At 46.1% G+C, this 24383-nt stretch carries 12 protein-coding genes, 20 tRNA genes, 3 rRNA genes and 3 pseudogenes; 32 read left to right on the forward strand and 6 right to left on the reverse strand.

Going from position 1 to position 24383, the window contains the following annotated elements; all coding sequences use genetic code 11:
• Positions 1 to 134 precede the first annotated feature (134 nt).
• Positions 135 to 1365 (reverse strand): annotated as a pseudogene (locus tag L0M13_RS06410) (MFS transporter).
• A gap of 133 nt (positions 1366 to 1498) precedes the next feature.
• Here L0M13_RS06410 and L0M13_RS06415 point away from each other — a divergent pair.
• Together L0M13_RS06415 and L0M13_RS06420 are read left to right on the forward strand one after the other, a co-directional pair.
• Complete coding sequence (locus L0M13_RS06415) at positions 1499 to 2221, forward strand: peptidylprolyl isomerase (RefSeq protein WP_311195634.1); 723 nt, start codon at positions 1499 to 1501, stop codon at positions 2219 to 2221.
• Between the two features lie 108 nt (positions 2222 to 2329).
• A complete protein-coding gene (locus tag L0M13_RS06420; protein WP_397443521.1) occupies positions 2330 to 2575 on the forward strand; it encodes a DUF1871 family protein in 246 nt (81 codons plus the stop codon).
• A 38-nt stretch (positions 2576 to 2613) separates the two neighbouring features.
• On the opposite strand, the gene L0M13_RS06425 is transcribed toward L0M13_RS06420, so the two are convergent.
• Positions 2614 to 2829 (reverse strand): helix-turn-helix domain-containing protein, encoded by a 216-nt coding sequence (locus tag L0M13_RS06425; RefSeq protein WP_235198798.1) that lies wholly within the window; start codon positions 2827 to 2829, stop codon positions 2614 to 2616.
• Between the two features lie 103 nt (positions 2830 to 2932).
• The gene (locus L0M13_RS06430; RefSeq protein ID WP_235198799.1) at positions 2933 to 4267 is read right to left on the reverse strand and encodes a sodium-dependent transporter; all 1335 of its coding nucleotides are present in this window, start codon (positions 4265 to 4267) and stop codon (positions 2933 to 2935) included.
• 151 nt (positions 4268 to 4418) lie between these two features.
• Between L0M13_RS06430 and L0M13_RS06435 the strand changes: the two genes are divergently transcribed.
• The gene (locus L0M13_RS06435) at positions 4419 to 7034 is read left to right on the forward strand and encodes an RNA polymerase sigma factor (RefSeq protein ID WP_235198800.1); all 2616 of its coding nucleotides are present in this window, start codon (positions 4419 to 4421) and stop codon (positions 7032 to 7034) included.
• Between the two features lie 88 nt (positions 7035 to 7122).
• Positions 7123 to 7497 (forward strand): S1 domain-containing post-transcriptional regulator GSP13, encoded by a 375-nt coding sequence (gene yugI, locus L0M13_RS06440; protein ID WP_235198801.1) that lies wholly within the window; start codon positions 7123 to 7125, stop codon positions 7495 to 7497.
• A gap of 49 nt (positions 7498 to 7546) precedes the next feature.
• Here yugI and L0M13_RS06445 read toward each other — a convergent pair whose 3' ends face one another.
• Positions 7547 to 8860 carry an AAA-type ATPase lid domain-containing protein gene (locus tag L0M13_RS06445; protein ID WP_235198802.1) on the reverse strand — a complete coding sequence of 438 codons (1314 nt, stop codon included), beginning with the start codon at positions 8858 to 8860 and terminating at the stop codon, positions 7547 to 7549.
• Positions 8861 to 8998: 138 nt separating this feature from the next.
• Between L0M13_RS06445 and pruA the strand changes: the two genes are divergently transcribed.
• From pruA to L0M13_RS06465, 4 genes and pseudogenes are all read left to right on the forward strand, one after another.
• Entirely contained in the window at positions 8999 to 10543 is a 1545-nt protein-coding gene (gene pruA / locus L0M13_RS06450; RefSeq protein ID WP_235198803.1) for an L-glutamate gamma-semialdehyde dehydrogenase, read from the forward strand.
• Positions 10544 to 10622: 79 nt separating this feature from the next.
• Positions 10623 to 11816 carry an ornithine--oxo-acid transaminase gene (locus L0M13_RS06455; RefSeq protein WP_235198804.1) on the forward strand — a complete coding sequence of 398 codons (1194 nt, stop codon included), beginning with the start codon at positions 10623 to 10625 and terminating at the stop codon, positions 11814 to 11816.
• Positions 11817 to 11899: 83 nt separating this feature from the next.
• On the forward strand, positions 11900 to 13144 hold the full coding sequence (locus L0M13_RS06460) for a Glu/Leu/Phe/Val family dehydrogenase (RefSeq protein ID WP_235198805.1): 1245 nt from the start codon (positions 11900 to 11902) through the stop codon (positions 13142 to 13144).
• A 107-nt stretch (positions 13145 to 13251) separates the two neighbouring features.
• Positions 13252 to 14414 (forward strand): annotated as a pseudogene (locus L0M13_RS06465) (iron-containing alcohol dehydrogenase).
• A 39-nt stretch (positions 14415 to 14453) separates the two neighbouring features.
• On the opposite strand, the pseudogene L0M13_RS06470 reads toward L0M13_RS06465, so the two are convergent.
• Positions 14454 to 15453, reverse strand: a pseudogene (locus L0M13_RS06470) (cation diffusion facilitator family transporter).
• A 12-nt stretch (positions 15454 to 15465) separates the two neighbouring features.
• Positions 15466 to 16194 (reverse strand): MgtC/SapB family protein, encoded by a 729-nt coding sequence (locus L0M13_RS06475; RefSeq protein ID WP_235198806.1) that lies wholly within the window; start codon positions 16192 to 16194, stop codon positions 15466 to 15468.
• A gap of 103 nt (positions 16195 to 16297) precedes the next feature.
• Here L0M13_RS06475 and L0M13_RS06480 point away from each other — a divergent pair, with 103 nt between their 5' ends.
• From L0M13_RS06480 to L0M13_RS06595, 24 genes are all read left to right on the forward strand, one after another.
• Entirely contained in the window at positions 16298 to 17200 is a 903-nt protein-coding gene (locus L0M13_RS06480; RefSeq protein WP_235198807.1) for a DMT family transporter, read from the forward strand.
• 283 nt (positions 17201 to 17483) lie between these two features.
• A 16S ribosomal RNA gene (locus L0M13_RS06485) occupies positions 17484 to 19033 on the forward strand.
• A 205-nt stretch (positions 19034 to 19238) separates the two neighbouring features.
• A 23S ribosomal RNA gene (locus L0M13_RS06490) occupies positions 19239 to 22175 on the forward strand.
• Positions 22176 to 22316: 141 nt separating this feature from the next.
• Positions 22317 to 22432, forward strand: a 5S ribosomal RNA gene (gene rrf / locus L0M13_RS06495).
• Together the 16S, 23S and 5S rRNA genes with 20 tRNA genes alongside form the textbook arrangement of a ribosomal RNA operon.
• Positions 22433 to 22441: 9 nt before the next feature.
• Positions 22442 to 22517, forward strand: a tRNA-Val gene (locus L0M13_RS06500).
• 13 nt (positions 22518 to 22530) lie between these two features.
• A tRNA-Thr gene (locus tag L0M13_RS06505) sits at positions 22531 to 22606 on the forward strand.
• A 10-nt stretch (positions 22607 to 22616) separates the two neighbouring features.
• A tRNA-Lys gene (locus tag L0M13_RS06510) sits at positions 22617 to 22692 on the forward strand.
• A gap of 21 nt (positions 22693 to 22713) precedes the next feature.
• Positions 22714 to 22798 (forward strand) — tRNA-Leu (locus tag L0M13_RS06515).
• 5 nt (positions 22799 to 22803) lie between these two features.
• Positions 22804 to 22878: transfer RNA gene (locus tag L0M13_RS06520), tRNA-Gly, on the forward strand.
• A gap of 30 nt (positions 22879 to 22908) precedes the next feature.
• Positions 22909 to 22997: transfer RNA gene (locus tag L0M13_RS06525), tRNA-Leu, on the forward strand.
• A gap of 43 nt (positions 22998 to 23040) precedes the next feature.
• Positions 23041 to 23117: transfer RNA gene (locus L0M13_RS06530), tRNA-Arg, on the forward strand.
• Positions 23118 to 23142: 25 nt separating this feature from the next.
• Positions 23143 to 23219: transfer RNA gene (locus tag L0M13_RS06535), tRNA-Pro, on the forward strand.
• Between the two features lie 6 nt (positions 23220 to 23225).
• Positions 23226 to 23301, forward strand: a tRNA-Ala gene (locus tag L0M13_RS06540).
• A 21-nt stretch (positions 23302 to 23322) separates the two neighbouring features.
• Positions 23323 to 23396: transfer RNA gene (locus tag L0M13_RS06545), tRNA-Met, on the forward strand.
• Positions 23397 to 23404: 8 nt separating this feature from the next.
• A tRNA-Ile gene (locus L0M13_RS06550) sits at positions 23405 to 23481 on the forward strand.
• A 15-nt stretch (positions 23482 to 23496) separates the two neighbouring features.
• Positions 23497 to 23589, forward strand: a tRNA-Ser gene (locus tag L0M13_RS06555).
• A 75-nt stretch (positions 23590 to 23664) separates the two neighbouring features.
• Positions 23665 to 23741, forward strand: a tRNA-Met gene (locus L0M13_RS06560).
• Positions 23742 to 23744: 3 nt separating this feature from the next.
• Positions 23745 to 23820, forward strand: a tRNA-Asp gene (locus tag L0M13_RS06565).
• A gap of 19 nt (positions 23821 to 23839) precedes the next feature.
• A tRNA-Phe gene (locus L0M13_RS06570) sits at positions 23840 to 23915 on the forward strand.
• 5 nt (positions 23916 to 23920) lie between these two features.
• Positions 23921 to 23994 (forward strand) — tRNA-Gly (locus L0M13_RS06575).
• Positions 23995 to 24004: 10 nt separating this feature from the next.
• Positions 24005 to 24081 (forward strand) — tRNA-Ile (locus L0M13_RS06580).
• Between the two features lies 1 nt (position 24082).
• Positions 24083 to 24157 (forward strand) — tRNA-Asn (locus L0M13_RS06585).
• Between the two features lie 4 nt (positions 24158 to 24161).
• Positions 24162 to 24252 (forward strand) — tRNA-Ser (locus L0M13_RS06590).
• A gap of 6 nt (positions 24253 to 24258) precedes the next feature.
• Positions 24259 to 24330 (forward strand) — tRNA-Glu (locus tag L0M13_RS06595).
• Positions 24331 to 24383 lie beyond the last annotated feature (53 nt).

Below are 24383 nucleotides of genomic sequence, written 5' to 3' on the forward strand. Positions count from 1 at the left end.
GTAAAAGAAGCAGAAATTCCAAAGCTTTAGAAATAGGAAGAAACTCAATTAAGAAAAATTTGTGAAAACGTATAGAAAACAAAAAAGCAGCGATTTCCTGAGAGAAATCACTGCTTTATTTTATTGAATTTTGTTTATGTGGATTTTAGTTCTTGCTCAAGCAAAACGTCTTCGAAATCCTGTTCCGGTTTGGAAGTCGTATATTTCAAGAAGAAGAACGACACGAGGAACAAAACGCCGGTGACCACAAAGACAGCCGGAATGCCGATGAACCCGCTGACAATGCCGCCAAACATCGGACCGACGATATTGCCGAGGAATCGGAAGCTCGTGTTATAGCCCATGACTTCCCCTTGAATCTCAATGGGCGCTTCACGCCGCATCAAGGCCGTGGTTGTCGGAATCATGCCGCCGACAGCAATACCGAACAACAGACGCAAGATCATCAATTGCCAAAGCTCAGTGACGAATGCTTGCGGGACGATAAAGACAAAAGCAAGAATCAGCAAGAAAGTCAAAACGCGTTCGTAGCCGATCTGATCTCCGAGCCGCCCCCAGCGCCGCGCAAAAAGCAAATTCCCGACGCCGGTCGCACTAAAGGTGATCCCGGCAAGCAAAGCGACATTCGTACTGTCCGTCAAATGGGAAACGTATAAAGACAATAAAGGCTGAATACTAAAGTTTCCGATTTGGATAAGGGAAGTGATGATCATTACGTTCAAAAGCAGCCGGTGATTTAAAATCCCCTGAACAATGGTTTTTCTGGCATAGACATGGGCATTCTTTTTCTTCACTTTTTTAACTTCCTTCAACCCGACTGCGACGATCAATGCAGCAAGCCCAATTACGCCGGAAGTGATAACGAAAGTGTAGATAAAGCCGAATGTATCAGCCATCAGCCCGCCGATAACCGGACCGAAAAGTGTTCCGGAAACACTGCCCATCTGAAGAGTGCCGAGCGTTTTGCCGGCAGTTTCCTTCGCTGTCTGCGAACTCACAAAGGCGAGGGAAGTCGGGATAAATCCGGTAACCAATCCCATAAATAGACGGATAAAAAACAATTGCGGCACTGAATCAGCCGTACCCATGAGGAAAATGCTGATTGCAATACCGAACCCGTTGATGATCAATATAGGTTTGTAGCCGTATTTATCAGCAATCCGGCCCCAAATGGGCGACATGATCAAAGCGGCGACAAAGGTCACACCGAAGACTAGCCCAGCCCATCTCTGCACATACTCTTCGGTGAAATTGCCCATCGATTCAATATAGAGGGAAAGGAAAGGCATAATCATAGTGGTGCTTCCCCGCTACAAGGAAATTGGAAAACATAATAATGAAAAAGTTCTTTTTTTGTGTATCCATTCAGTGAACCCCTTCTTTCTGAACCACTCATCTACCTCTTATTATATATTATTTCGCCTTACGAAAAAAGTAAGGTGAACTGTGGATGAATTCGGAAAAATCTTGTGATAAACTAGAGCGGGGGTGAATCGAGATGAAAATGAAAATCGCATTATTGATTTTATTGGCCGCCGTATTAACGGCTTGTTCGAGCGGAGAAGAAACGGCCAATCAAAAGGAAGAACCAAAAGAAGCTGAGACGTCTTCTGACACCGCTTCTGAATCGCAAGAAGAAGTGGAATTGCCGCAGCTTTCCAATGAAGTGGCTGAAGGCGAAGCATTGGTGGAAATGAAAACATCGATGGGAACTATGAAAATCAAACTTTTCCCGGAACATGCACCAAAAGCGGTCGAGAACTTTTTGACGCATGCTGAAGAAGGCTACTACGAAGGCATCACGTTCCATCGTGTCATGAATGAATTCATGATCCAAGGCGGTGACCCGACTGGCACTGGCGGCGGGGGTGAAAGCATTTACGGAGAGAGCTTTGAAGATGAATTCAGTAAAAACCTTTATAATTTCAGAGGAGCTTTGTCTATGGCAAACGCTGGACCTGGCACAAATGGCAGCCAGTTCTTCATTGTTCAAGCCTCTGCTGCTGACCCGAATGCCTTCAACGAAATCCATACGGATCAAATCAGGGAAGCGTACGAAGAATTGGGTGGCACACCTTGGCTTGACGGAAAGCATACTGTCTTTGGCCAAGTGATTGAAGGATTGGAAACCGTGGATGCGATAGCGGCAGTTGAAACCGCAGAAGCAGACAAACCGGTTGTTGATGTCATTATCGAGTCTATCGAAGTTCTAGAGCAGTGAGTGGAAAGGGAGCTGGATTGGCCAGCTTCCTTTTCTTTTTTGGGCATTGTGCTATTATAGCTTGTAATACTATAGAAATGTCAGGTGAAAACGATGGGTATGAGTGAAATGAACCGAAAAGCTGTGAGAGTCTTGGAAGAATGGGATCCTTTTGCAATCGGGGAAGAGCGGTACGGAGTAGAGATCGGCAATGTTGTGGACCAATTGCAAGTATTGGACCATCCTTCCGATTTAGCCAAGCAAATCCAAAGCATCTATGAAGTCTCTTATGAGAAATGGATTCCTTTGGAAAAATGCGTGGAGATTTCATACAAGCTCTTGGCGTTGAAATACGAAGCGAAATGCATCATCTAAAGAAAAAAGCTTTCGGCACAATTTGCCGAAAGCTTTTTTTATTTTGCTGTTGTTAAACCGTCTGTCAAATTGGAAGACGGAACTTCAAGCGCGTTTGAGAGTTTCAAAATTGTTTGGAGCGAAGGCACTTCTTCCCCGGATTCATAAGCTTGGAGGCGAGCAACGCCGACTCTTGCTTTTAAAGCCAGTTCATCAAGTGTTAAATTACGCTCTTCACGCAAAAATGTTAATTGAGCAGCTAAATCTTTTTTCATAGTGAAACACTCCTTTGCATGGTGATACTTTCCTATATGGAAATAATACCATATTCTTTTTATTTCGCTAGGCGAATATTATGGCATTTTACAGACAATTCGTTTAGAAAGCGTCGATAATCCCTTGGATAAAGACAATTACGATGGCAATTGGGGCTACGTATCTGACAAGTACCGTCCAGACACTCACCCATGTTGACGCTCCGCCGAGTTCTGCTTGGACATCGTTTTTTTTCAGAACATAGCCGGCGAATAACGAAATGAACAGGGCTCCGAGCGGCAAGCCGATTTTACTTGTCAGCACATCGACAAAGTCAAAGAAAGTATAGCCGAATAGAAACGGATCGGACATGACCCCGAATGATAAGGCACTTGGAATCCCGACTAGGAAAATCATCAATCCGTAAAGCCAAGCAATTTTCCGGCGGCGTTCGTATTTATTTTTCACACCGATCGATACGACAATCTCAAGCATCGAGATGGAAGAAGTCAAAGTAGCAAATAGCATCAAGATAAAGAAGATGATGATTAAGAATTCACCCATGAACAGCTGATCGAAAATCGCTGGCAAGATGATGAACACAAGTCCTGGACCTTGGTCAGGAGAATAGCCTAATGCGAAGACTGCCGGGAAAATGATCAATCCCGCCATGATGGAAATAATGATGTTCAACGAAACCACGCTCATCGCTGAACGCGTTAAATTTTCCGATTTCGATAAATAAGATGCATACGTGATCATACCAGCCACACCGACGCTAAGCGAGAAAAAAGCTTGGCCTAAAGCCGTCAAAGCGGTATCAAAAGTAAAGAAGGACCAGTCCGGGACAAACATGAATTCGACGCCGGCCATAGCTCCGTCCAACGTCAGGGAGCGGACCATCAATACAACGAAGAAAATCAATAGAGCCGGCATCATCACTTTGCTGGCACGTTCAATTCCCGCTTGGATGCCGCCTTGGACAATCCAGATCGTCAATAACATAAACGCGGCTTGTGCGAGGAGAACTTCAAGTGGATTGCCGATAATGCCATTAAACAAGTCGGCAAATGCATTGTCTCCAAGATTGGATAATTGCAATAATAGCGCGCGGCCGAGATAAGACAGAATCCATCCGCCAACCACACTGTAGAACGACAAGATCATGAAAGAGAAGAAAAAGCCGGACCAGCCGATCAAAAACCACTTTTTGCCGGGAGCCTGTTTTTTAAGCCCCGTCACGGCATCCGCTTGTCCGCGTCGGCCAATCACAAATTCTGCAAGCAGGATGGGGAGGCCGATGGCAATTGTACTGACGATAAACATTAAAATAAAGACACTGCCGCCGTTCGATCCGGTTTCATAAGGGAATTTCCAGATAGCTCCTAAACCGATCGCACTGCCGGCAGCAGCTAAAATAAAGCCGAGCTTTGAAGTCCATTGTTCGCGTTTTTCCATTTCTTCACTCCTATAATGTATAGATTTTTTCATTCTACACGAGGTCCATTGAAAAAAATAGAACTATTTCAAATCACAGGTTATTTATCGTGTATAATAAACAGAAAAAGGAAAAGATTGAATATTCCTTTAATGCAAGGGGCGGAATTACTTGAGAGAGGAAGAATTATTTCGAGAAGCGCAGGCGGGCGATAGGACGTCTTTTGGGGAATGGTGCAGGAATCAGGGATCCGTTATTGGGCAATTCGGCTATCAAAACGGTGTGCCGTCAGATAGACTGGCTCTCTACCAGGAAGCGGCCTATCGAGCATTTGGAAAACAACTTTCCAAAATCGATATTGAACAAGCCGAAATGGCCATTTATGAACAGGCTATGGCTCTTTTAAACGAATATTCAGAGGAGCAGCCGGCAGGTGAAACAGAAAAGCTGCTGCGTTTTGAAGAAGATTTGGAAACGCATCATGCGATCCAACAATTGCCGAAAAACAGAAGAGTGATTTTCACTTTATTTTATTTTCATCAAAAGAATAAAGAAGAACTGGCGTTATTGACGGGCCGCGACTCGGAGGAAATCGAGGATGAACTGGCTATAGCGGTAGAAAGTTTGGCAACTGCTTTACAGTTGGAAAGCAACGGCCAAACAGAGAAAAGAATTGAGTTCGTGGGAAAATCGTATAGCCGCATCCAGACCATGGTAGAAGAGGAGGATTTACTGAGTGGCGAGCCGGAAGAAAAACCCGAGCTTTCAAAAAAGACAAGTGTCCGGAACACAGCCCCAAACAAGAAAGTAGCTGCGCTGCTCGTTGCAGCGGGCTTGTTTCTAACGGGAGTAATCGGTGCCTCATTTATGTTGAATGATGAAAATCCAAAAGTCACCGCTTCAGCAGATGAAGAAGGTGAGAAAATCACAAGAGAATTGATTGAGGACTGGCGTGCCAAGTATAAAGAAGTGCGGAAAACGGCGCCTGAGCGAATGGGCATCCAGCAGAAAGTCTTCGACCAATTCAGCTATGTCAAAGAGGCCGATGCAAAATTGAAGCGCATTTTAAGTGATAAGAACATCAAGAAGATGGAGAATGACCCCAAAATATTGGAGAAGGAAATGAAAAAGGCTTTAATAAGCATCGAGACTCCTCGGGGAATGGTTGACAGTTTAAGCGGGATTGCTTTGCCGTCGGAAGAATCCCAGGAATTCCTGCATGAGTATGCGCTGAAAACGAAAGAAATCATGGGCGTCATTGATATGGCCCTTCTTGTCCATCAGAAAGAATTGGCGAAAATGAAATTCGAAGGTGAACTTTCTCCTGAAAAATTGATGGCTAACCAGAAAAAGCTGCCTGAAGATATCCAGCTATTGCTGGGTGGAATGAATGAACAAGGCTTGATGATTTTCACGCATCCGTATGAAGAGCAGTTTATTTCGCGGCGCAATATGGAGACCCTTTTCTCGAATGAAGTGCTGAATATGGATTTCTACACGAATGAGTATTCGCGTTTATTGCAAAATGAACCGTATTTTGATGAACAAGGTTTGTTGGTCGAGGCCGAATTTATGCCCTATGTATTGAATACAATGGAATTAGCTTTAATTGAATCGGAAAATTATTCGCGCTTGTATTTGGAGTTTGAATACATTTTCCAGCACAGTTTTTGGCTGATGGTGAAAGGGTCGGATGCAGATCCGATATTCGACAGCAAAGGCGTCGTCCATGAAAAATACCAGACGGCTTGGAAAGAAATGATGATTCAGTCCGGAAATCCGCTGATTTATACGCTTTTGCCGATTGTCGAAGAGATGGAAGCGAGCGGCTGGACCAAATCTGAAAGTTACGACGCTTTGGCTTATACCGATATCGTTCAGGCACTTTACTTGGAGAAAGAACAGAAACTGGCTGAGAAAATGCCGAACGGGGATGTAAAAGTAGATCATCGGATGGTGGATCTAGCGAATTTTGATTTTTCCGAGACCGAAAAACGGTATAAGGCATTTTCAAAAAAACATGATGCGGCCTTATTGGAAAATGTGGAGCCGCTCGATATTTTATTCCTCTATTATTATGCGAATAAACTTGAAGACAAAGAAACAATGTGGCATTTGACCGCTGAGAATGGATTGAAGCCTGGAAAAGAACAATTCTTGTCCCAATGGAGAAAGCAGCCCGATATTTTTGAAAATGTGAGATGGGTGGAAACGGCGAAAGACGGTGTAGGCCGAGAAGGACGCAAACTATTTTTGTATCCGAGTATGAGTTATGGCATGCAAGGCATGATCAGTGAGCCTACGCCAAAATTGATCATGGAAGAAAATCATACGTGGCTGGTTGAAAACCAGATGATTGAATCCTATGTACTTGAAGAAGAGCCGGAATATCGAGCGAGAGTAAAAGCTCTGTATGAAAAATTCGCAAGTGGCTTTGACCAGGATATGCTCGAGACGCTGACAGCAGGGGAGATTTCCGGAATGTTCTTCTATGCAAGAGAAGTGGAAGACTATGCAGCGATGCAACAGCTATCGGAAGAAGATGTGGTAGCGATGGACAGTGATTATTTCATGGAACAGTTAAAAACGAGAGCCGTCCCGAAATTATCGGAGATTAGCCGATTGCTGTTCTCAAGCGAAACTTTGCATTACGATCTCAATTTGCGGCCTTCCGGCAGAATTCAATATGAATTGAAAGAAACAGGTGCAGAATACATGATGGGCAATGGCCACGCCTTGTTCAAAACAGACAAAGGATGGCGTATCGGCAACATGGATATGTACTGATTTTACTCTACCGCCTATGTTGTGCTATAATATACAGATGCCAATAGGTGTATAGGATAATTTAGATAAGACTAGGAGCGGGTAGAACATGACAAAAACATATCAAACAGGAGACACAGTCTCAGGAAAAGTAACAGGAATCCAGCCATACGGTGCATTTGTAGCGCTTGACGAGCAAACACAAGGCTTGGTTCACATTTCAGAAATTACTCACGGCTACGTAAAAGAAGTCAGCGAATATCTTTCAGTCGGCCAAGAAGTAGACGTAAAAGTTTTGGAAGTTGATGAAAAATCTAAAAAAATCAGCTTGTCAATCCGCGCATTGCAAGAGCAGCCACCAGCAGCTCAACGCAGCGAAAAACCAAAGCAATCTCTTCAGTCGCACGTGAATGAAAATGATTCAGAAGGATTCAACTCATTGAAAGACAAAATGCAAGAGTGGATCAAACGTTCTGGACAATAATTAAAATGAAGCCGGCTGTAAAGCCGACACAAAAAAACGAAGCACAAGGTTATCCTTGCGCTTCGTTTTTTTTGATTTTCCGCAGCCGATATTGTAGGTTTTGCCGGCTCATGCCGAGTGCAGCCGCCGCTTTCGTGACATTGCCTCGATGCAAGTCCATCGCTTTTTGAAGGTAGTAGATCTCCGCTTCCAGCAAATAATCATCCAGCGGCAGCAACTCTTTTCCAGAATGGAGGATGAAATCCTCAGGAGTGGCAGAGCCGCTTCGCTGGGCCTTCACTTTGAAATGCTGCGGCAGCAGCTGGTACGTAATTTTTTCTTGAGTGGTCAACAGGGAAGTCGCTTCATCCATTATCAGTTCGAGCTCTTTTAAATTGCCTGGCCAGTCGTACGATAAAAACAATTCTTCCACTTCATCGTCAAGACCGGACACGATCGACCCAAAATGCATCCGGTGGCGTGATAGATAGTCTTCAACGAAGGGCACGATGTCTTCTTTCCGATTGCGCAGCGGCTGCAATTGAATCGTCATTGCGGAAAAGAAATAATACAGCTCTTTCAGCAATTTTTCCGAGCTGATAAGTTCTACCGGATCTTCACCGACACTGGCAATGAAATAAGTGTCCTTAGCAGAGTGGGATTTGGCCATTTTCAATAAATGCTCTTGGAGAGAGAGGGAAAGAAGGTCGATCCGTTCACAGTAAATTGTGCCGCTGGAATGTTCCGCTAAATCGGATCCAAGGCGGTCAATCTTTTCCAGGTCTGTGCCGTGGCAATACAGAGTGTGCAGCTGCCATTCAGAAGATGAGGCGAAATGGATAGCTTCTGCAATCAACTCTTTCCCGGTTCCCGCTTCGCCGATTAACAATACCGGCAATTTGATCATCGCCGCTTTTTCGGCCGTGTCAATGACTTGCTGCATACTGTCTGATATGGCTGAAATGCTATTGAAGGTAATCGGCTCTTCGTATTTTTTCAATGGCTGATAAACCGCTTTTTCAAGCGTAGTTACGTCTTGGGAAATCTCAATCGCACCAACCAATTGATCTTGTTCAAATACCGGATACGTATCATTGATGGTCGTGATTTCCTGTCCTTTTCGATTCCAGTAGGTCTGTTTTCGATTGAAAACCGGCATGCCGCTTTGCAGAACTTGGAGCAGCGTACTCTCATGCTGGTCAAAACGGAACATTTCAAGCAACGAACGATCCGCTAACTCTTCAAAATCAAACCCTTCAATTTCTTTCATTTTATCGTTGTACAAGATGGTTTTTCCTTTGGTGTCAATGGCGTGAATGCCCACGGCCACACGTTCAACTGCGAATTGATAAAACAAGGAAAGATCCTTTTCAGACGCACTCAAGTTCTTCACTCCAAAATTATTTTGACTTTATTCGTTAAAATACTTGAAAAATGCAATTATCTTTTGCATTATTATAAGTATAAACTGTTTGTAAGTGCAAATTTTTTTGCACTTAAACAAATTTCAAGGAGGATTCACATGATTCCCTATAAACACGAACCATTTACTGATTTTTCACAAGAAGAAAACCGCAACGCGTACCTGGAAGGGTTAAAGACAGTTGAAGCTTATCTTGGGCAAGACTATCCATTAATCATCGGCGGCGAACGTGTTACGACTGAAGATAAAATCGTTTCATTCAATCCTGCGGACAAAGAAGAAATCATTGGCCGTGTTTCTAAATCAAATAAAGAGTTAGCTGAAAAAGCGATGCAAAGTGCGCTTGAAGCTTTTAAATCATGGAAAAAAGTGAAGCCTGAAGTGCGTGCAGATGTACTATTCAAAGCCGCAGCGATCATTCGCCGCCGCAAGCATGAATTCTCTGCACTTTTGACAAAAGAAGCCGGAAAGCCTTGGAACGAAGCAGATGCCGATACAGCTGAAGCCATCGACTTCTTGGAATACTACGGCCGTCAAATGCTCCGTCTAAAAGACGGCATGCCAGTGGAAAGCCGTCCGGGTGAATACAACCGCTATGACTACATTCCACTAGGAGTCGGCGTTGTCATTTCACCATGGAACTTTGCATTTGCGATCATGGCAGGGACAACGGTTGCGGCTATGGTTACAGGAAATACAGTTCTATTAAAACCTGCTTCAACAACTCCAATCGTTGCGTATAAATTCATCGAAGTCCTTGAAGAAGCAGGCATGCCTGCAGGCGTAGTCAACTACATCCCGGGACCAGGCGGAGAAGTTGGAGATTACTTGGTTGATCATCCAAAAACTCGCTTTATCTCATTCACAGGATCACGTGCAGTCGGTCTTCGCATCGCTGAACGTTCAGCTAAAGTGAATGAAGGGCAAATCTGGATTAAGCGATTAATCGCTGAAATGGGCGGTAAAGATACAATGGTTGTTGATAAAGAAGCAGATCTTGAATTGGCTGCTCAAACGATTGTAAAATCAGCCTTCGGATTCAGTGGACAAAAATGTTCAGCAGCTTCACGTGCAGTGATCGTCGAGGACGTTTACGATACAGTGCTTGAGCGCGTTATCGAATTGACGAAAGAATTGACGATCGGTAATCCAGTTGAACAATCGAACTTCATGGGACCGGTTATCGACGCAGCGGCATTCAAAAAAATTACGGATTACATCGAAATCGGAAAAGAAGAAGGACGTTTAGTGGTCGGAGGAACTGGCGATGATTCGACAGGTTACTTCGTGAACCCGACGGTCTTTGCAGATTTAGACCCGAATTCACGCATTATGCAAGAAGAAATCTTCGGGCCAGTCATCGGAATTTCAAAAGCGAAAGATTTTGATCATGCGCTTGAAATTGCCAACAACACGGAATACGGCTTGACTGGAGCGGTCATCACGAACAACCGCGAACACTTGGAGCAAGCGCGTGAAGAATTCCATGTCGGAAACCTTTACTTCAACCGCGGCTGTACAGGCGCGATCGTTGGATACCAGCCATTCGGTGGATTCAATATGTCAGGGACTGACTCTAAAGCAGGCGGACCGGATTATTTAACACTTCATTTGCAAGCAAAAACTACATCTGAAATGTTATAATCATTCCGTTAATGTTATAATTATTCATTGAAAAGGCAGACTGATCGTCTGCCTTTTTTAAAAATAAGGAGGAATTGACATGACTAAGACGCAAACAATCATTGAAACTACTGAAAAATACGGTGCCAACAACTATCATCCACTGCCAATCGTCATCACAGAAGCAGAAGGTGTATGGGTAAAAGATCCAGAAGGCAATAAATTCATGGATATGCTTTCTGCATACTCTGCAGTAAACCAAGGCCATCGCCATCCGAAAATCATTCAGGCATTGAAAGACCAAGCGGATCGTGTAACGTTGACTTCACGTGCTTTCCACAATGACATGCTGGCTCCTTGGTATGAAATGATCTGCAAGATTTCTGGAAAAGAAATGGCATTGCCGATGAACACAGGAGCAGAAGCGGTCGAAACAGCATTTAAAGCTGCTCGTCGCTGGGCTTATGATGTTAAAGGGGTAGAAGAGGGACAAGCAGAGATCATTGCGTGCAACGGAAATTTCCATGGACGTACAATGACAGCGGTATCATTATCTTCTGATCCTGAATACCGCAGAGGGTTCGGGCCAATGTTGCCAGGCATCAATTTGATTCCTTTCGGAGATCTTGAAGCCTTAAAAGCTGCTATTACGCCAAATACAGCTGCATTCTTGATTGAACCGATTCAAGGCGAAGCAGGAATCATTATGCCGGAAGAAGGCTTTTTGAAGGCAGCAAGAGAACTTTGCCGCGAGAATAACGTCCTATTCATTGCCGATGAAATTCAATGCGGCCTTGCACGTACAGGCAAAATGTTCGCGTGTGAATGGGAAGACGTAAACCCGGACATGTACATACTTGGAAAAGCACTTGGCGGCGGTGTCTTCCCGATCTCGTGTGTAGTCGCTGACAGCGATATTCTAGGTGTATTCAACCCGGGCTCGCATGGCTCTACATTCGGCGGCAACCCGCTTGCTTGTGCCGTATCGATTGCGTCAATGGAAGTACTGCAAGAAGAAAATTTGGCACAGCGTTCTCTTGAACTTGGAGAATATTTCATGGGAAGACTTCGCGAAATCGAACATCCTTCTATTAAAGAAGTGCGCGGCCGCGGATTGTTCATCGGCATGGAATTGACAGAAGAAGCTCGCCCTTATTGTGAGCAGCTGAAAGAGCTAGGTTTATTATGCAAAGAAACGCATGATACGGTTATCCGTTTTGCGCCCCCTTTGGTTATCTCAAAAGAGGATTTGGATTGGGCGATTGAACGTATTCAAAAAGTATTTGCAAAATAACAACTACCTAGCAAATGCAAAGTCAATTATGTTACACTAGTGGCGGAGTAATTACTATAAATATAAAGAGGCGAATTAAAACAATGGCTGAAAACCTGAACTTGTTGACGTCAACGCAGAACGTTATTAAAACTGCATTGGATAAACTCGGATACGAAGAATCGATGTACGAACTTCTTAAGGAACCGATGCGAATTATGGAAGTGCGTATTCCGGTTCGAATGGATGACGGAAATGTAAAAGTGTTCACTGGATTCCGTGCGCAGCATAATGACGCAGTAGGGCCGACAAAAGGCGGAGTGCGTTTCCACCCGGAAGTGAACCGTGAAGAAGTTATGGCATTGTCTATGTGGATGACGCTTAAATGCGGCATTGTAGATTTACCTTACGGCGGCGGTAAAGGCGGTATCATCTGTGACCCGCGTGAAATGTCAATGTACGAAATCGAAAAATTGAGCCGCGGCTATGTAAGAGCGATCAGTCAGATTGTTGGACCGAACAAAGATATTCCAGCGCCGGATGTATTTACAAATTCTCAAATCATGGCATGGATGTTTGATGAGTACAGCAAAATCGATGAATTCAATTCACCTGGTTTCATTACCGGTAAACCGATTGTCCTAGGTGGTTCTCAAGGCCGGGATAAAGCGACTGCTCAAGGTGTAACCATTGTTATTAATGAAGCTGCTAAAAAACGCGGTTTGAATATGAAAGGCGCTCGTGTCGTTATCCAAGGTTTCGGAAACGCAGGAAGCTTCCTTGCAAAATTCTTGCACGATGCAGGAGCGAAAGTAGTCGGCATTTCGGATGCCTACGGCGCATTGCATGATCCAGACGGTTTGGATATCGACTATCTGCTGGATCGCCGCGATAGCTTCGGTACCGTAACTACATTATTTGACAACACCATTACAAACAAAGAATTGTTTGAGTTGGATTGCGATATCATCGTTCCGGCTGCAATCTCTAATCAGATTACAGCTGAAAACGCACCGAACATCAAAGCTTCCATTGTAGTTGAAGCGGCTAATGGTCCGACAACTGCAGAAGCTACGAAGATTTTAACGGATAAAGGTATTCTTTTAGTTCCGGATGTATTAGCAAGTGCTGGTGGAGTTACGGTTTCTTACTTCGAATGGGTACAGAATAATCAAGGTTATTACTGGACTCAAGAAGAAGTGGATGAAAAGCTCAACAAAAAGCTGGTTGATGCATTTGAAAACGTCTATAACGTTGCAACTACGCGAAATATCGATATGCGACTTGCCGCTTATATGGTAGGTGCCCGCAGAACTGCAGAAGCTGCACGCTTCCGTGGTTGGGTTTAAGAGAAAAAAGCCGCTCCTGGAATTTCCAGGAGCGGCTTTTTGGTGCATAATTTTTGCGTTTTCCTTTTCCTATCGACATAATAGTAATGGAAAAGGAGGTTAAAAAAATGAATTCATTTTCTTTCTATAACCCAGTAAAACTAATATTCGGTAAAGGCCAACTCGAAGCACTTAAAACAGAGTTACCAAATTATGGTAAAAAAGTTTTAGTAGTTTACGGTGGTGGCAGCATCAAAAAGAATGGTCTTTATGATGAAGTGATTGATACCTTAAACCAAGCAGGTCTTGAAATCTTCGAATTAAGCGGGGTAGAGCCAAACCGCGTATTACAACGGCTCGTAAAGGCATTGAAATCTGCAAAAAAGAGAACATCGATGTCCTGTTGGCAGTCGGAGGCGGTTCAGTTATTGACTGCACGAAGTTGATTGCGTGCGGAGCTACATACGATGGGGATGCATGGGACTTTGTTTCCCGTAAAGCCCAGCCAGAAGGCGCTTTGCCTTTCGGAACGGTATTGACGATTGCTGCAACAGGTTCCGAAATGAACGCAGGATCTGTTATTACCAATGAAGAAACACAAGAAAAATACGGCTGGGGAAGCCCGTTTTCATTCCCGAAATTTTCAATACTGGATCCAACTTATACATTATCGGTTCCAGAAAACCACACAGTCTACGGAATTGTTGACATGATGTCGCATATTTTCGAGCAGTATTTCAATAATGCCTCGAATATACCGGTTCAGGACCGTATGTGTGAAGGGGTATTGAAGGCGGTTGTTGAAACGGCACCGAAACTGATGGAAGACCTTCAAAGCTATGAACACCGTGAAACGATTATGTTCGCAGGTACGATCGCATTGAACAAATTCCTTGAAATGGGTTACCGGGGAGACTGGGGATCGCATAATATCGAACATGCGGTATCTGCAGTTTATGACATTCCGCATGCAGGTGGGCTTGCAATCCTATTCCCACAATGGATGCGCCATAATGCAAAAGGAAATCCAAGCAAATTTGCACAATTGGCAGTCCGTGTATTTGAGGTAGATCCTGAAGGGAAGACGGAAGAAGCGATCGCTTTCGAAGGAATCGACCGTCTCCAGGAATTCTGGACTTCATTAGGAGCTCCGACAAAACTGGATTATTACGGCATAGACGATTCGAAAATCGACTTAATGGCCGAAAAAGCAATGATCTATGGTGAATTCGGCAACTTCGCTAAACTAAACGGCGAAGACGTCAAACAAATTCTCCAAGCTTCACTATAAGCATAGAAAAAGACCAGGCAATGAGCGCCTGGTCTTTTTCTATGCTTTTGGTTCTCTGAGCGGCGGCAATGATTCAGGGCGTGTGCTCAAGTGTTTCCAATGCGTTTCTCCATCGTCTGCATCGAATGTTATGAGCACATCATCAACGCTTGGTTGGCTCAATATGAGCTGTGCTAATAAATCCTGCAATTCGTCGGCTTCTTTAACAGATAATTCAGGGTCAATTTCGATTTTCGTTTCAACATGCAAAAATTCGCCTTCTTTTACAACTTCGAGTTCTTTGATATCGCGAACGCCTGAATGGTCAGATAACATATGAGCAATGTGATTGACCATCTGCTCATCTGTTTCCCCAATCGCACCGCGCATTTTCAAGGAATACCGTCATTACGACATAAAACATCATAAGCCCGATTGCGATGGATGCAGCACCTTCAATTGCAAGGAAACCGGTAAAATGTGCAATCAGTACTGCGATTAATGCGAGAACGCCGCCGCCTGTTGCAACCAAATCTTCCATAAATACAAGTTTAGTAGCAGGTTTTGCCCGGTTTAAATGAGCAAAGCTTGTAGTGATCGGCGCCATAATGCCGCCTTTAACTCCAGATTCATGCAAAACTTCTTTGCCTGCTTTATATAAAACTGCAAATTCAAGAATAACAGCTATTGATAAGACCACAACACTTATGATAAACCCTTCAGCTTCAACAGGATGGGTCAATTGATGCCAACCTTCCACAATCGTTTCATAAGCCATGATTCCAACAATCAACACCGCTCCAAGCAGTACCAGGTTTAAAAGTCTGCCAAATCCATTAGGAAATCTTTTAGTCGGCGCTTTTTTAGATAAAGCGGAGCCGATGAAAACGAAATATTGGTTAGCGGCGTCTCCGATCGAATGCATTGTTTCAGCAAACATCGCAACATTCCCTGTGAAGAAAAACGCGACACCTTTCATGATGGCGATTAATGTATTCATCACCGCAGCAAGTAAGGACGGCCTATTGCCTCCTTTTAATAACTTAAAAAATTCACCCATTCAAATTCCTCCTCAGCTAATCAATTCAATTTCTACTTTTTCAACGTGTTTAATTTTCAAGATTCTTTCATATAAAGCGATTGTCTCAGTCTCTTGGAGAAAAGAAGCGCGTATCGCCACTTCATGGCAAGGGAAATCTGCTTCCCTATGTTGGAAGAGAGACATTGCTTCTATAATAACACCTTCTGATGTTATTTCTTTGACCGCCTCATCGATATGAGACGAATCTGAAATGAAAATTTTGATATTCGCTTCAATCAACCGCAGTCGCTTTGGCCCGAATTTAAAGAGAAGGGGAGGGACTATCTCGATACCGATTAGAATAATCAGTACCGAAAATGCAGCTTCGACATAAAAACCCGCAGCAACAGCGATGCCAATGCCACCAGCACCCCAGATCATCGCAGCAGTTGTTAAACCGGAAATGGAATCATTGCCGCGTTTTAAAATAACACCAGCTCCAAGAAAACCGATTCCTGAAACAATTTGAGCAGCCAGACGAAGCGGATCCATCGTAATATTTACATTAGCATACTCGCTTCCTTCTGCAAGATATGCAGATTCAATTGAAATGATGGTCAGCAAACAACTGAATGTTGCAATGACGATACTTGTCTTTAACCCAACAGGTTTTCTTTTCAACTCTCGCTCGAGTCCTATTACTAAACTAAGGAGTGCGGCTACCAGAAGTTTGATGAAAGTTTCAAGGGAAGCGATAGGCAGGAAGGTGAAAAAATCCATAACAGCACTCCTTTCAAATGATGGTTGATAAAGAAAGGGGGACATGTCACACTATTTAAAGTGTGAAAACCTTGCATAAGCAACTTAGAGAAGAGGCGTCTATATGGAAAAACCAGTTGTTCATCCTTTTATCCCGATTATCATTGGTGTATTCTCTGTCGCATTATCAGCAATTTTTGTAAAAATGACTTCTGCCGATTCTGGAGTTACTGCTTTTTATCGAATGCTTTTCTCAATTCTTATAATGAGTCCAGTGTTCTTTATGAAATATACCCAAGAAATCAAGAAGCTAAGCAAAAGAGATTGGGCATTCACTTCGATAGCAGGTATTTTTTTAGCCTTTCATTTCATTTTATGGTTTGAATCGTTGAATTATACATCTGTCGCGAGTTCAACAGTGCTTGTAACATTGCAGCCATTATTCGCATTTGCAGGAACCTATTTCTTTTTTAAAGAGAAACTTTCTATTAAAACACTTGTTTCAGGACTAATTGCCGTACTCGGAAGTGTTTTAATCGGCTATGGTGATTTTAAAATTAGCGGTTCTGCTTTATATGGAGATATCTTAGCTTTAATTGCCTGTGCGTTAATTACAGGTTATCTGCTGTTTGGTCAAGATGTACGCCAAAGATTGTCATTGATTACTTATACTTTTGTTGTTTATAGCTTTAGTACAATAACATTGTTCTTCTATATAATTGTAAAAGGTGAATCTTTTGGTCCTTATCCTGCTTCAGAATGGATGTGGTTTTTACTTTTAGCGATCATTCCTAATCTACTTGGCCACACGTTATTCAATTGGTCTTTAAGATGGGTAAGTACAAATGTCATTTCAATCGCAATTCTTTTTGAGCCTGTAGGAGCTGCTATATTAGCTTATTTCATACTTGGAGAGCTGTTAAGTTCCTCTCAGATCATAGGAGGAACAGTTGTGTTATGCGGCATAATCCTGTTCGTTGCAGACTATGGGAAAATAAAATCATTCTTTTTTAGAAAAAGGGGTTGATTTTCTGCGCTCGGCGGTTTATATTTATATATGTCCTTAAGACGACCGAAAAAATATTTTAAAATAGTATTGACAGCAAGTCGTACCTAAGGTATATTAATAAAGTCGCCAATGAGTGCGGCAACATGAACCTTGAAAACTGAACAGCAAAACGTCAACAATATCGGCAACGGACCTTCGGGTCCGCGCCACAACTTACTGATCAGGCTTTGCCAGATCAAAGCGAATCGCGCGTCTTTTCGGAGACGGCGATGCGCCAGCATTGAGCAATCAATACTACTCTATAATGGAGAGTTTGATCCTGGCTCAGGACGAACGCTGGCGGCGTGCCTAATACATGCAAGTCGAGCGGAACACTTGGAGCTTGCTCCAAGTGTTTAGCGGCGGACGGGTGAGTAACACGTGGGCAACCTGCCCTGCAGATCGGGATAACTCCGGGAAACCGGTGCTAATACCGAATAGTTTGAAGCCTCACCTGAGGCTTCACGGAAAGACGGTTTCGGCTGTCACTGCAGGATGGGCCGCGGCGCATTAGCTAGTTGGTGGGGTAACGGCCCACCAAGGCCACGATGCGTAGCCGACCTGAGAGGGTGACCGGCCACACTGGGACTGAGACACGGCCCAGACTCCTACGGGAGGCAGCAGTAGGGAATCTTCCGCAATGGACGCAAGTCTGACGGAGCAACGCCGCGTGAGTGACGAAGGTTTTCGGATCGTAAAACTCTGTTGTGAGGGAAGAACACGTACCAACTAACTATTGGTACCTTGACGGTACCTCACCAGAAAGCCACGGCTAACTACGTGCCAGCAGCCGCGGTAATACGTAGGTGGCAAGCGTTGTCCGGAATTATTGGGCGTAAAGCGCGCGCAGGCGGTTCCTTAAGTCTGATGTGAAAGCCCACGGCTCAACCGTGGAGGGTCATTGGAAACTGGGGAACTTGAGTGCAGAAGAGGAAAGTGGAATTCCACGTGTAGCGGTGAAATGCGTAGAGATGTGGAGGAACACCAGTGGCGAAGGCGACTTTCTGGTCTGTAACTGACGCTGAGGCGCGAAAGCGTGGGGAGCAAACAGGATTAGATACCCTGGTAGTCCACGCCGTAAACGATGAGTGCTAAGTGTTAGGGGGTTTCCGCCCCTTAGTGCTGCAGCTAACGCATTAAGCACTCCGCCTGGGGAGTACGGCCGCAAGGCTGAAACTCAAAGGAATTGACGGGGGCCCGCACAAGCGGTGGAGCATGTGGTTTAATTCGAAGCAACGCGAAGAACCTTACCAGGTCTTGACATCCCGCTGCCCGCCTTGGAGACAAGGCTTTCCCTTCGGGGACAGCGGTGACAGGTGGTGCATGGTTGTCGTCAGCTCGTGTCGTGAGATGTTGGGTTAAGTCCCGCAACGAGCGCAACCCTTGATCTTAGTTGCCAGCATTCAGTTGGGCACTCTAAGGTGACTGCCGGTGACAAACCGGAGGAAGGTGGGGATGACGTCAAATCATCATGCCCCTTATGACCTGGGCTACACACGTGCTACAATGGACGGTACAAAGGGCAGCCAACCCGCGAGGGGGAGCCAATCCCAGAAAACCGTTCTCAGTTCGGATTGCAGGCTGCAACTCGCCTGCATGAAGCCGGAATCGCTAGTAATCGTGGATCAGCATGCCACGGTGAATACGTTCCCGGGCCTTGTACACACCGCCCGTCACACCACGAGAGTTTGTAACACCCGAAGTCGGTGGGGTAACCCTTACGGGAGCCAGCCGCCGAAGGTGGGACAGATGATTGGGGTGAAGTCGTAACAAGGTAGCCGTATCGGAAGGTGCGGCTGGATCACCTCCTTTCTAAGGATTTATTCGGAAACAAGATCTTAGATCTTGTGTTGACGTTTTGCGTTCAGTTTTGAAGGTTCACCCTTCAGGCGTGAGCCTGTTTTGTGACTTCAAACTTGTTCTTTGAAAACTGGATAAAACGACATTGAAACAAATGAAAACAAGCAATTCATGCAAGCATGATCCCAATTGGGATCCACTTTTTAACAAACCACTTGGTTAAGTTAGAAAGGGCGCACGGTGAATGCCTTGGCACTAGGAGCCGAAGAAGGACGGCACTAACACCGATATGCTTCGGGGAGCTGTAAGTGAGCGATGATCCGGAGATTTCCGAATGGGGGAACCCACCGCCTTTAATGGGGCGGTATCCATGTGTGAATACATAGCACATGAGAAGGCAGACCCAGGGAACTGAAACATCTAAGTACCTGGAGGAAGAGAAAGCAAATGCGATTCCCTGAGTAGCGGCGAGCGAAACGGGAACAGCCCAAACCAAGAGGCTTGCCTCTTGGGGTTGTAGGACACTCATTGCGGAGTTACAAAATCCGAATTTAAGCGAAGCGACCTGGAACGGTCCGCGAGACAAGGTAACAGCCCTGTAGCTGAAAGGTTCGGATCTCCCGAGTGGATCCTGAGTACGGCGGAACACGTGAAATTCCGTCGGAATCCGGGAGGACCATCTCCCAAGGCTAAATACTCCCTAGTGACCGATAGTGAACCAGTACCGTGAGGGAAAGGTGAAAAGCACCCCCGGAAGGGGAGTGAAACAGATCCTGAAACCGTGTGCCTACAAGTAGTCAAAGCCCGTTAATGGGTGATGGCGTGCCTTTTGTAGAATGAACCGGCGAGTTACGATTGCATGCAAGGTTAAGCTGAGAAGGCGGAGCCGCAGCGAAAGCGAGTCTGAATAGGGCGAATGAGTATGCAGTTGTAGACCCGAAACCAGGTGATCTACCCATGTCCAGGGTGAAGGTAAGGTAACACTTACTGGAGGCCCGAACCCACGCACGTTGAAAAGTGCGGGGATGAGGTGTGGGTAGCGGAGAAATTCCAATCGAACCTGGAGATAGCTGGTTCTCTCCGAAATAGCTTTAGGGCTAGCCTCAATCGTTTAGAATCCTGGAGGTAGAGCACTGTTTGGACTAGGGGCCCATCCCGGGTTACCGAATTCAGACAAACTCCGAATGCCAGTGATTTATGATTGGGAGTCAGACTGCGAGTGATAAGATCCGTAGTCAAGAGGGAAACAGCCCAGACCACCAGCTAAGGTCCCCAAATATCCGTTAAGTGGAAAAGGATGTGGCGTTGCTTAGACAACCAGGATGTTGGCTTAGAAGCAGCCATCATTTAAAGAGTGCGTAATAGCTCACTGGTCGAGTGACACTGCGCCGAAAATGTACCGGGGCTAAACGGATTACCGAAGCTGTGGATGGACCTCGTCTGAGGTCCGTGGTAGGAGAGCGTTCTAAGGGCGTTGAAGTCAGACCGGAAGGACTGGTGGAGCGCTTAGAAGTGAGAATGCCGGTATGAGTAACGAAAGACGGGTGAGAATCCCGTCCACCGAATGCCTAAGGTTTCCTGAGGAAGGCTCGTCCGCTCAGGGTCAGTCGGGACCTAAGTCGAGGCCGATAGGCGTAGACGATGGACAACAGGTTGATATTCCTGTACCACCTCCCCCGCCGTTTGAGCAATGGGGGGACGCAGAAGGATAAGGTGAGCGCGCCGTTGGTTGTGCGCGTCCAAGCAGTGAGGCGTGGAATGAGGCAAATCCCATTCCTGATACGTTAAGCTGTGACGGCAAGAGGGTTTACCCTCGAGTCCCTGATTTCACACTGCCAAGAAAAGCCTCTAGCGAGGCGGGAGGTGCCCGTACCGCAAACCGACACAGGTAGGCGAGAAGAGAATTCTAAGGTGAGCGAGTGAACTCTCGTTAAGGAACTCGGCAAAATGACCCCGTAACTTCGGGAGAAGGGGTGCTCTGGTAGGGTGTTACAGCCCGAGAGAGCCGCAGTGAATAGGCCCAGGCGACTGTTTAGCAAAAACACAGGTCTCTGCAAAACCGTAAGGTGACGTATAGGGGCTGACGCCTGCCCGGTGCTGGAAGGTTAAGGGGAGTGCTTAGCGCAAGCGAAGGTGCGAACTGAAGCCCCAGTAAACGGCGGCCGTAACTATAACGGTCCTAAGGTAGCGAAATTCCTTGTCGGGTAAGTTCCGACCCGCACGAAAGGCGTAACGATCTGGGCACTGTCTCAACGAGAGACTCGGTGAAATTATAGTACCTGTGAAGATGCAGGTTACCCGCGACAGGACGGAAAGACCCCGTGGAGCTTTACTGTAGCCTGATATTGAATTTTGGTGCAACTTGTACAGGATAGGTAGGAGCCTTTGAGCCCGGAGCGCCAGCTTCGGAGGAGGCGTCGGTGGGATACTACCCTGGTTGTATTGAAATTCTAACCCACACCCCTGATCGGGGTGGGAGACAGTGTCAGGCGGGCAGTTTGACTGGGGCGGTCGCCTCCTAAAGAGTAACGGAGGCGCCCAAAGGTTCCCTCAGAATGGTTGGAAATCATTCGCAGAGTGTAAAGGCACAAGGGAGCTTGACTGCGAGACGTACAGGTCGAGCAGGGTCGAAAGACGGGCTTAGTGATCCGGTGGTTCCGCATGGAAGGGCCATCGCTCAACGGATAAAAGCTACCCCGGGGATAACAGGCTTATCTCCCCCAAGAGTCCACATCGACGGGGAGGTTTGGCACCTCGATGTCGGCTCATCGCATCCTGGGGCTGTAGTCGGTCCCAAGGGTTGGGCTGTTCGCCCATTAAAGCGGTACGCGAGCTGGGTTCAGAACGTCGTGAGACAGTTCGGTCCCTATCCGTCGCGGGCGCAGGAAATTTGAGAGGAGCTGTCCTTAGTACGAGAGGACCGGGATGGACACACCGCTGGTGTACCAGTTGTTCTGCCAAGGGCATCGCTGGGTAGCTATGTGTGGCCGGGATAAGTGCTGAAAGCATCTAAGCACGAAGCCCCCCTCAAGATGAGATTTCCCATTGCGCAAGCAAGTAAGATCCCTCAAAGACGATGAGGTAGATAGGTTCGAGGTGGAAGCGTGGCGACACGTGCAGCTGACGAATACTAATCGATCGAGGACTTAACCAAATTGCTTTCTGAAGAGCGCGTTTCCTGTATTCAATGTCGAATATCCAGTTTTGAAAGAATAAGGCAAAAGTTTTTTTAAAAAAAGCTTGAAATACCGGTCAGAATTGGTATAATAAAACTTGTCTTTCAAAAATCAAATAGTCCAGTGATGATGGCAAAGAGGCCACACCCGTTCCCATCCCGAACACGGAAGTTAAGCTCTTTTGCGCCGATGGTAGTTGGGGGTCTCCCCCTGTGAGAGTAGGACGTCGCTGGGCATACATACTGGAGGATTAGCTCAGCTGGGAGAGCATCTGCCTTACAAGCAGAGGGTCGGCGGTTCGATCCCGTCATCCTCCACCATTTTTTCTCTTTCGCCGGAGTAGCTCAACTGGTAGAGCAACTGACTTGTAATCAGTAGGTTGAGGGTTCAAGTCCTTTCTCCGGCACCACTTTTCATGAGAGCCATTAGCTCAGTTGGTAGAGCATCTGACTTTTAATCAGAGGGTCGAAGGTTCGAATCCTTCATGGCTCACCATTTTAATTTCATTATTGCCACGCGAGTGTGGCGGAACTGGCAGACGCACTAGACTTAGGATCTAGCGCCTTCGGGCGTGGGGGTTCGACTCCCTTCACCCGCACCATTTTTGCGGAAGTAGTTCAGTGGTAGAACGCCACCTTGCCAAGGTGGAGGTCGCGGGTTCGACCCCCGTCTTCCGCTCCAATTTTTTGCAGCAATTCAAAGCCGACCCATGCCGGGGTGGCGGAACTGGCAGACGCACAGGACTTAAAATCCTGCGGTAGGTGACTACCGTACCGGTTCGATTCCGGTCCTCGGCACCATCTTTGTTTGCAGAAAAAAACCGTCAGGTTTTATCATGAATAAGCGCCCGTAGCTCAATTGGATAGAGTACTTGACTACGAATCAAGCGGTTAGAGGTTCGAGTCCTCTCGGGCGCGCCATATTTTTACACTCAGCATTTAAGTTCGGGAAGTAGCTCAGCTTGGTAGAGCACTTGGTTTGGGACCAAGGGGTCGCAGGTTCGAATCCTGTCTTCCCGACCATTCAATGGGGCCTTAGCTCAGCTGGGAGAGCGCCTGCCTTGCACGCAGGAGGTCAGCGGTTCGATCCCGCTAGGCTCCACCAACTATATATCATAAAGATCCTGGCGGCGTAGCTCAGCTGGCTAGAGCGTACGGTTCATACCCGTAAGGTCGGGGGTTCGATCCCCTCTGCCGCCACTTTTTTAGGACCTTTAGCTCAGTTGGTTAGAGCAGACGGCTCATAACCGTCCGGTCGCAGGTTCGAGTCCTGCAAGGTCCACCATTTATCTATTATCACGGAGGAATACCCAAGTTTGGCTGAAGGGATCGGTCTTGAAAACCGACAGGGGAGTCAAATCCGCGGGGGGTTCGAATCCCTCTTCCTCCTCCATCTTTATAAAAAATGTGTGGACTATCCTTTTTAAAACTTCTATATAATAGAAGAAACTAATATCAATATTATTATCGCGGGGTAGAGCAGTTCGGTAGCTCGTCGGGCTCATAACCCGGAGGTCGCAGGTTCAAATCCTGCCCCCGCAACCAAATGGTCCCGTGGTGTAGCGGTTAACATGCCTGCCTGTCACGCAGGAGATCGCCGGTTCGATCCCGGTCGGGACCGCCATTTTTTATCTTTCAAATGTGGGTCAGTAGCTCAGTCGGTAGAGCATTAGATTGAAGCTCTAAGTGTCGGCGGTTCGATTCCGTCCTGACCCACCATTTATGCGGGTGTAGTTTAGTGGTAAAACCTCAGCCTTCCAAGCTGATGATGAGGGTTCGATTCCCTTCACCCGCTCCATTATACATATGGGCCTATAGCTCAGCTGGTTAGAGCGCACGCCTGATAAGCGTGAGGTCGATGGTTCGAGTCCATTTAGGCCCACCATTCCGAAGTAGCTCAGTGGTAGAGCACCGCACTGTTAATGCGATGGTCGTAGGTTCGAGTCCTACCTTCGGAGCCATACTGGGGAAGTACTCAAGTGGCTGAAGAGGCGCCCCTGCTAAGGGTGTAGGTCGGGAAACCGGCGCGAGGGTTCAAATCCCTCCTTCTCCGCCAGTAATTGGCCCCTTGGTCAAGCGGTTAAGACACCGCCCTTTCACGGCGGTAACACGGGTTCGAATCCCGTAGGGGTCATATAAAAATGTCATGCATTCATTTGCATGGCATTTTTTTGCGTAAAAAAAGCA

It is taken from the genome of Planococcus sp. 107-1, from assembly GCF_021513255.1.
Taxonomy (GTDB): Bacteria; Bacillota; Bacilli; order Bacillales_A; family Planococcaceae; genus Planococcus.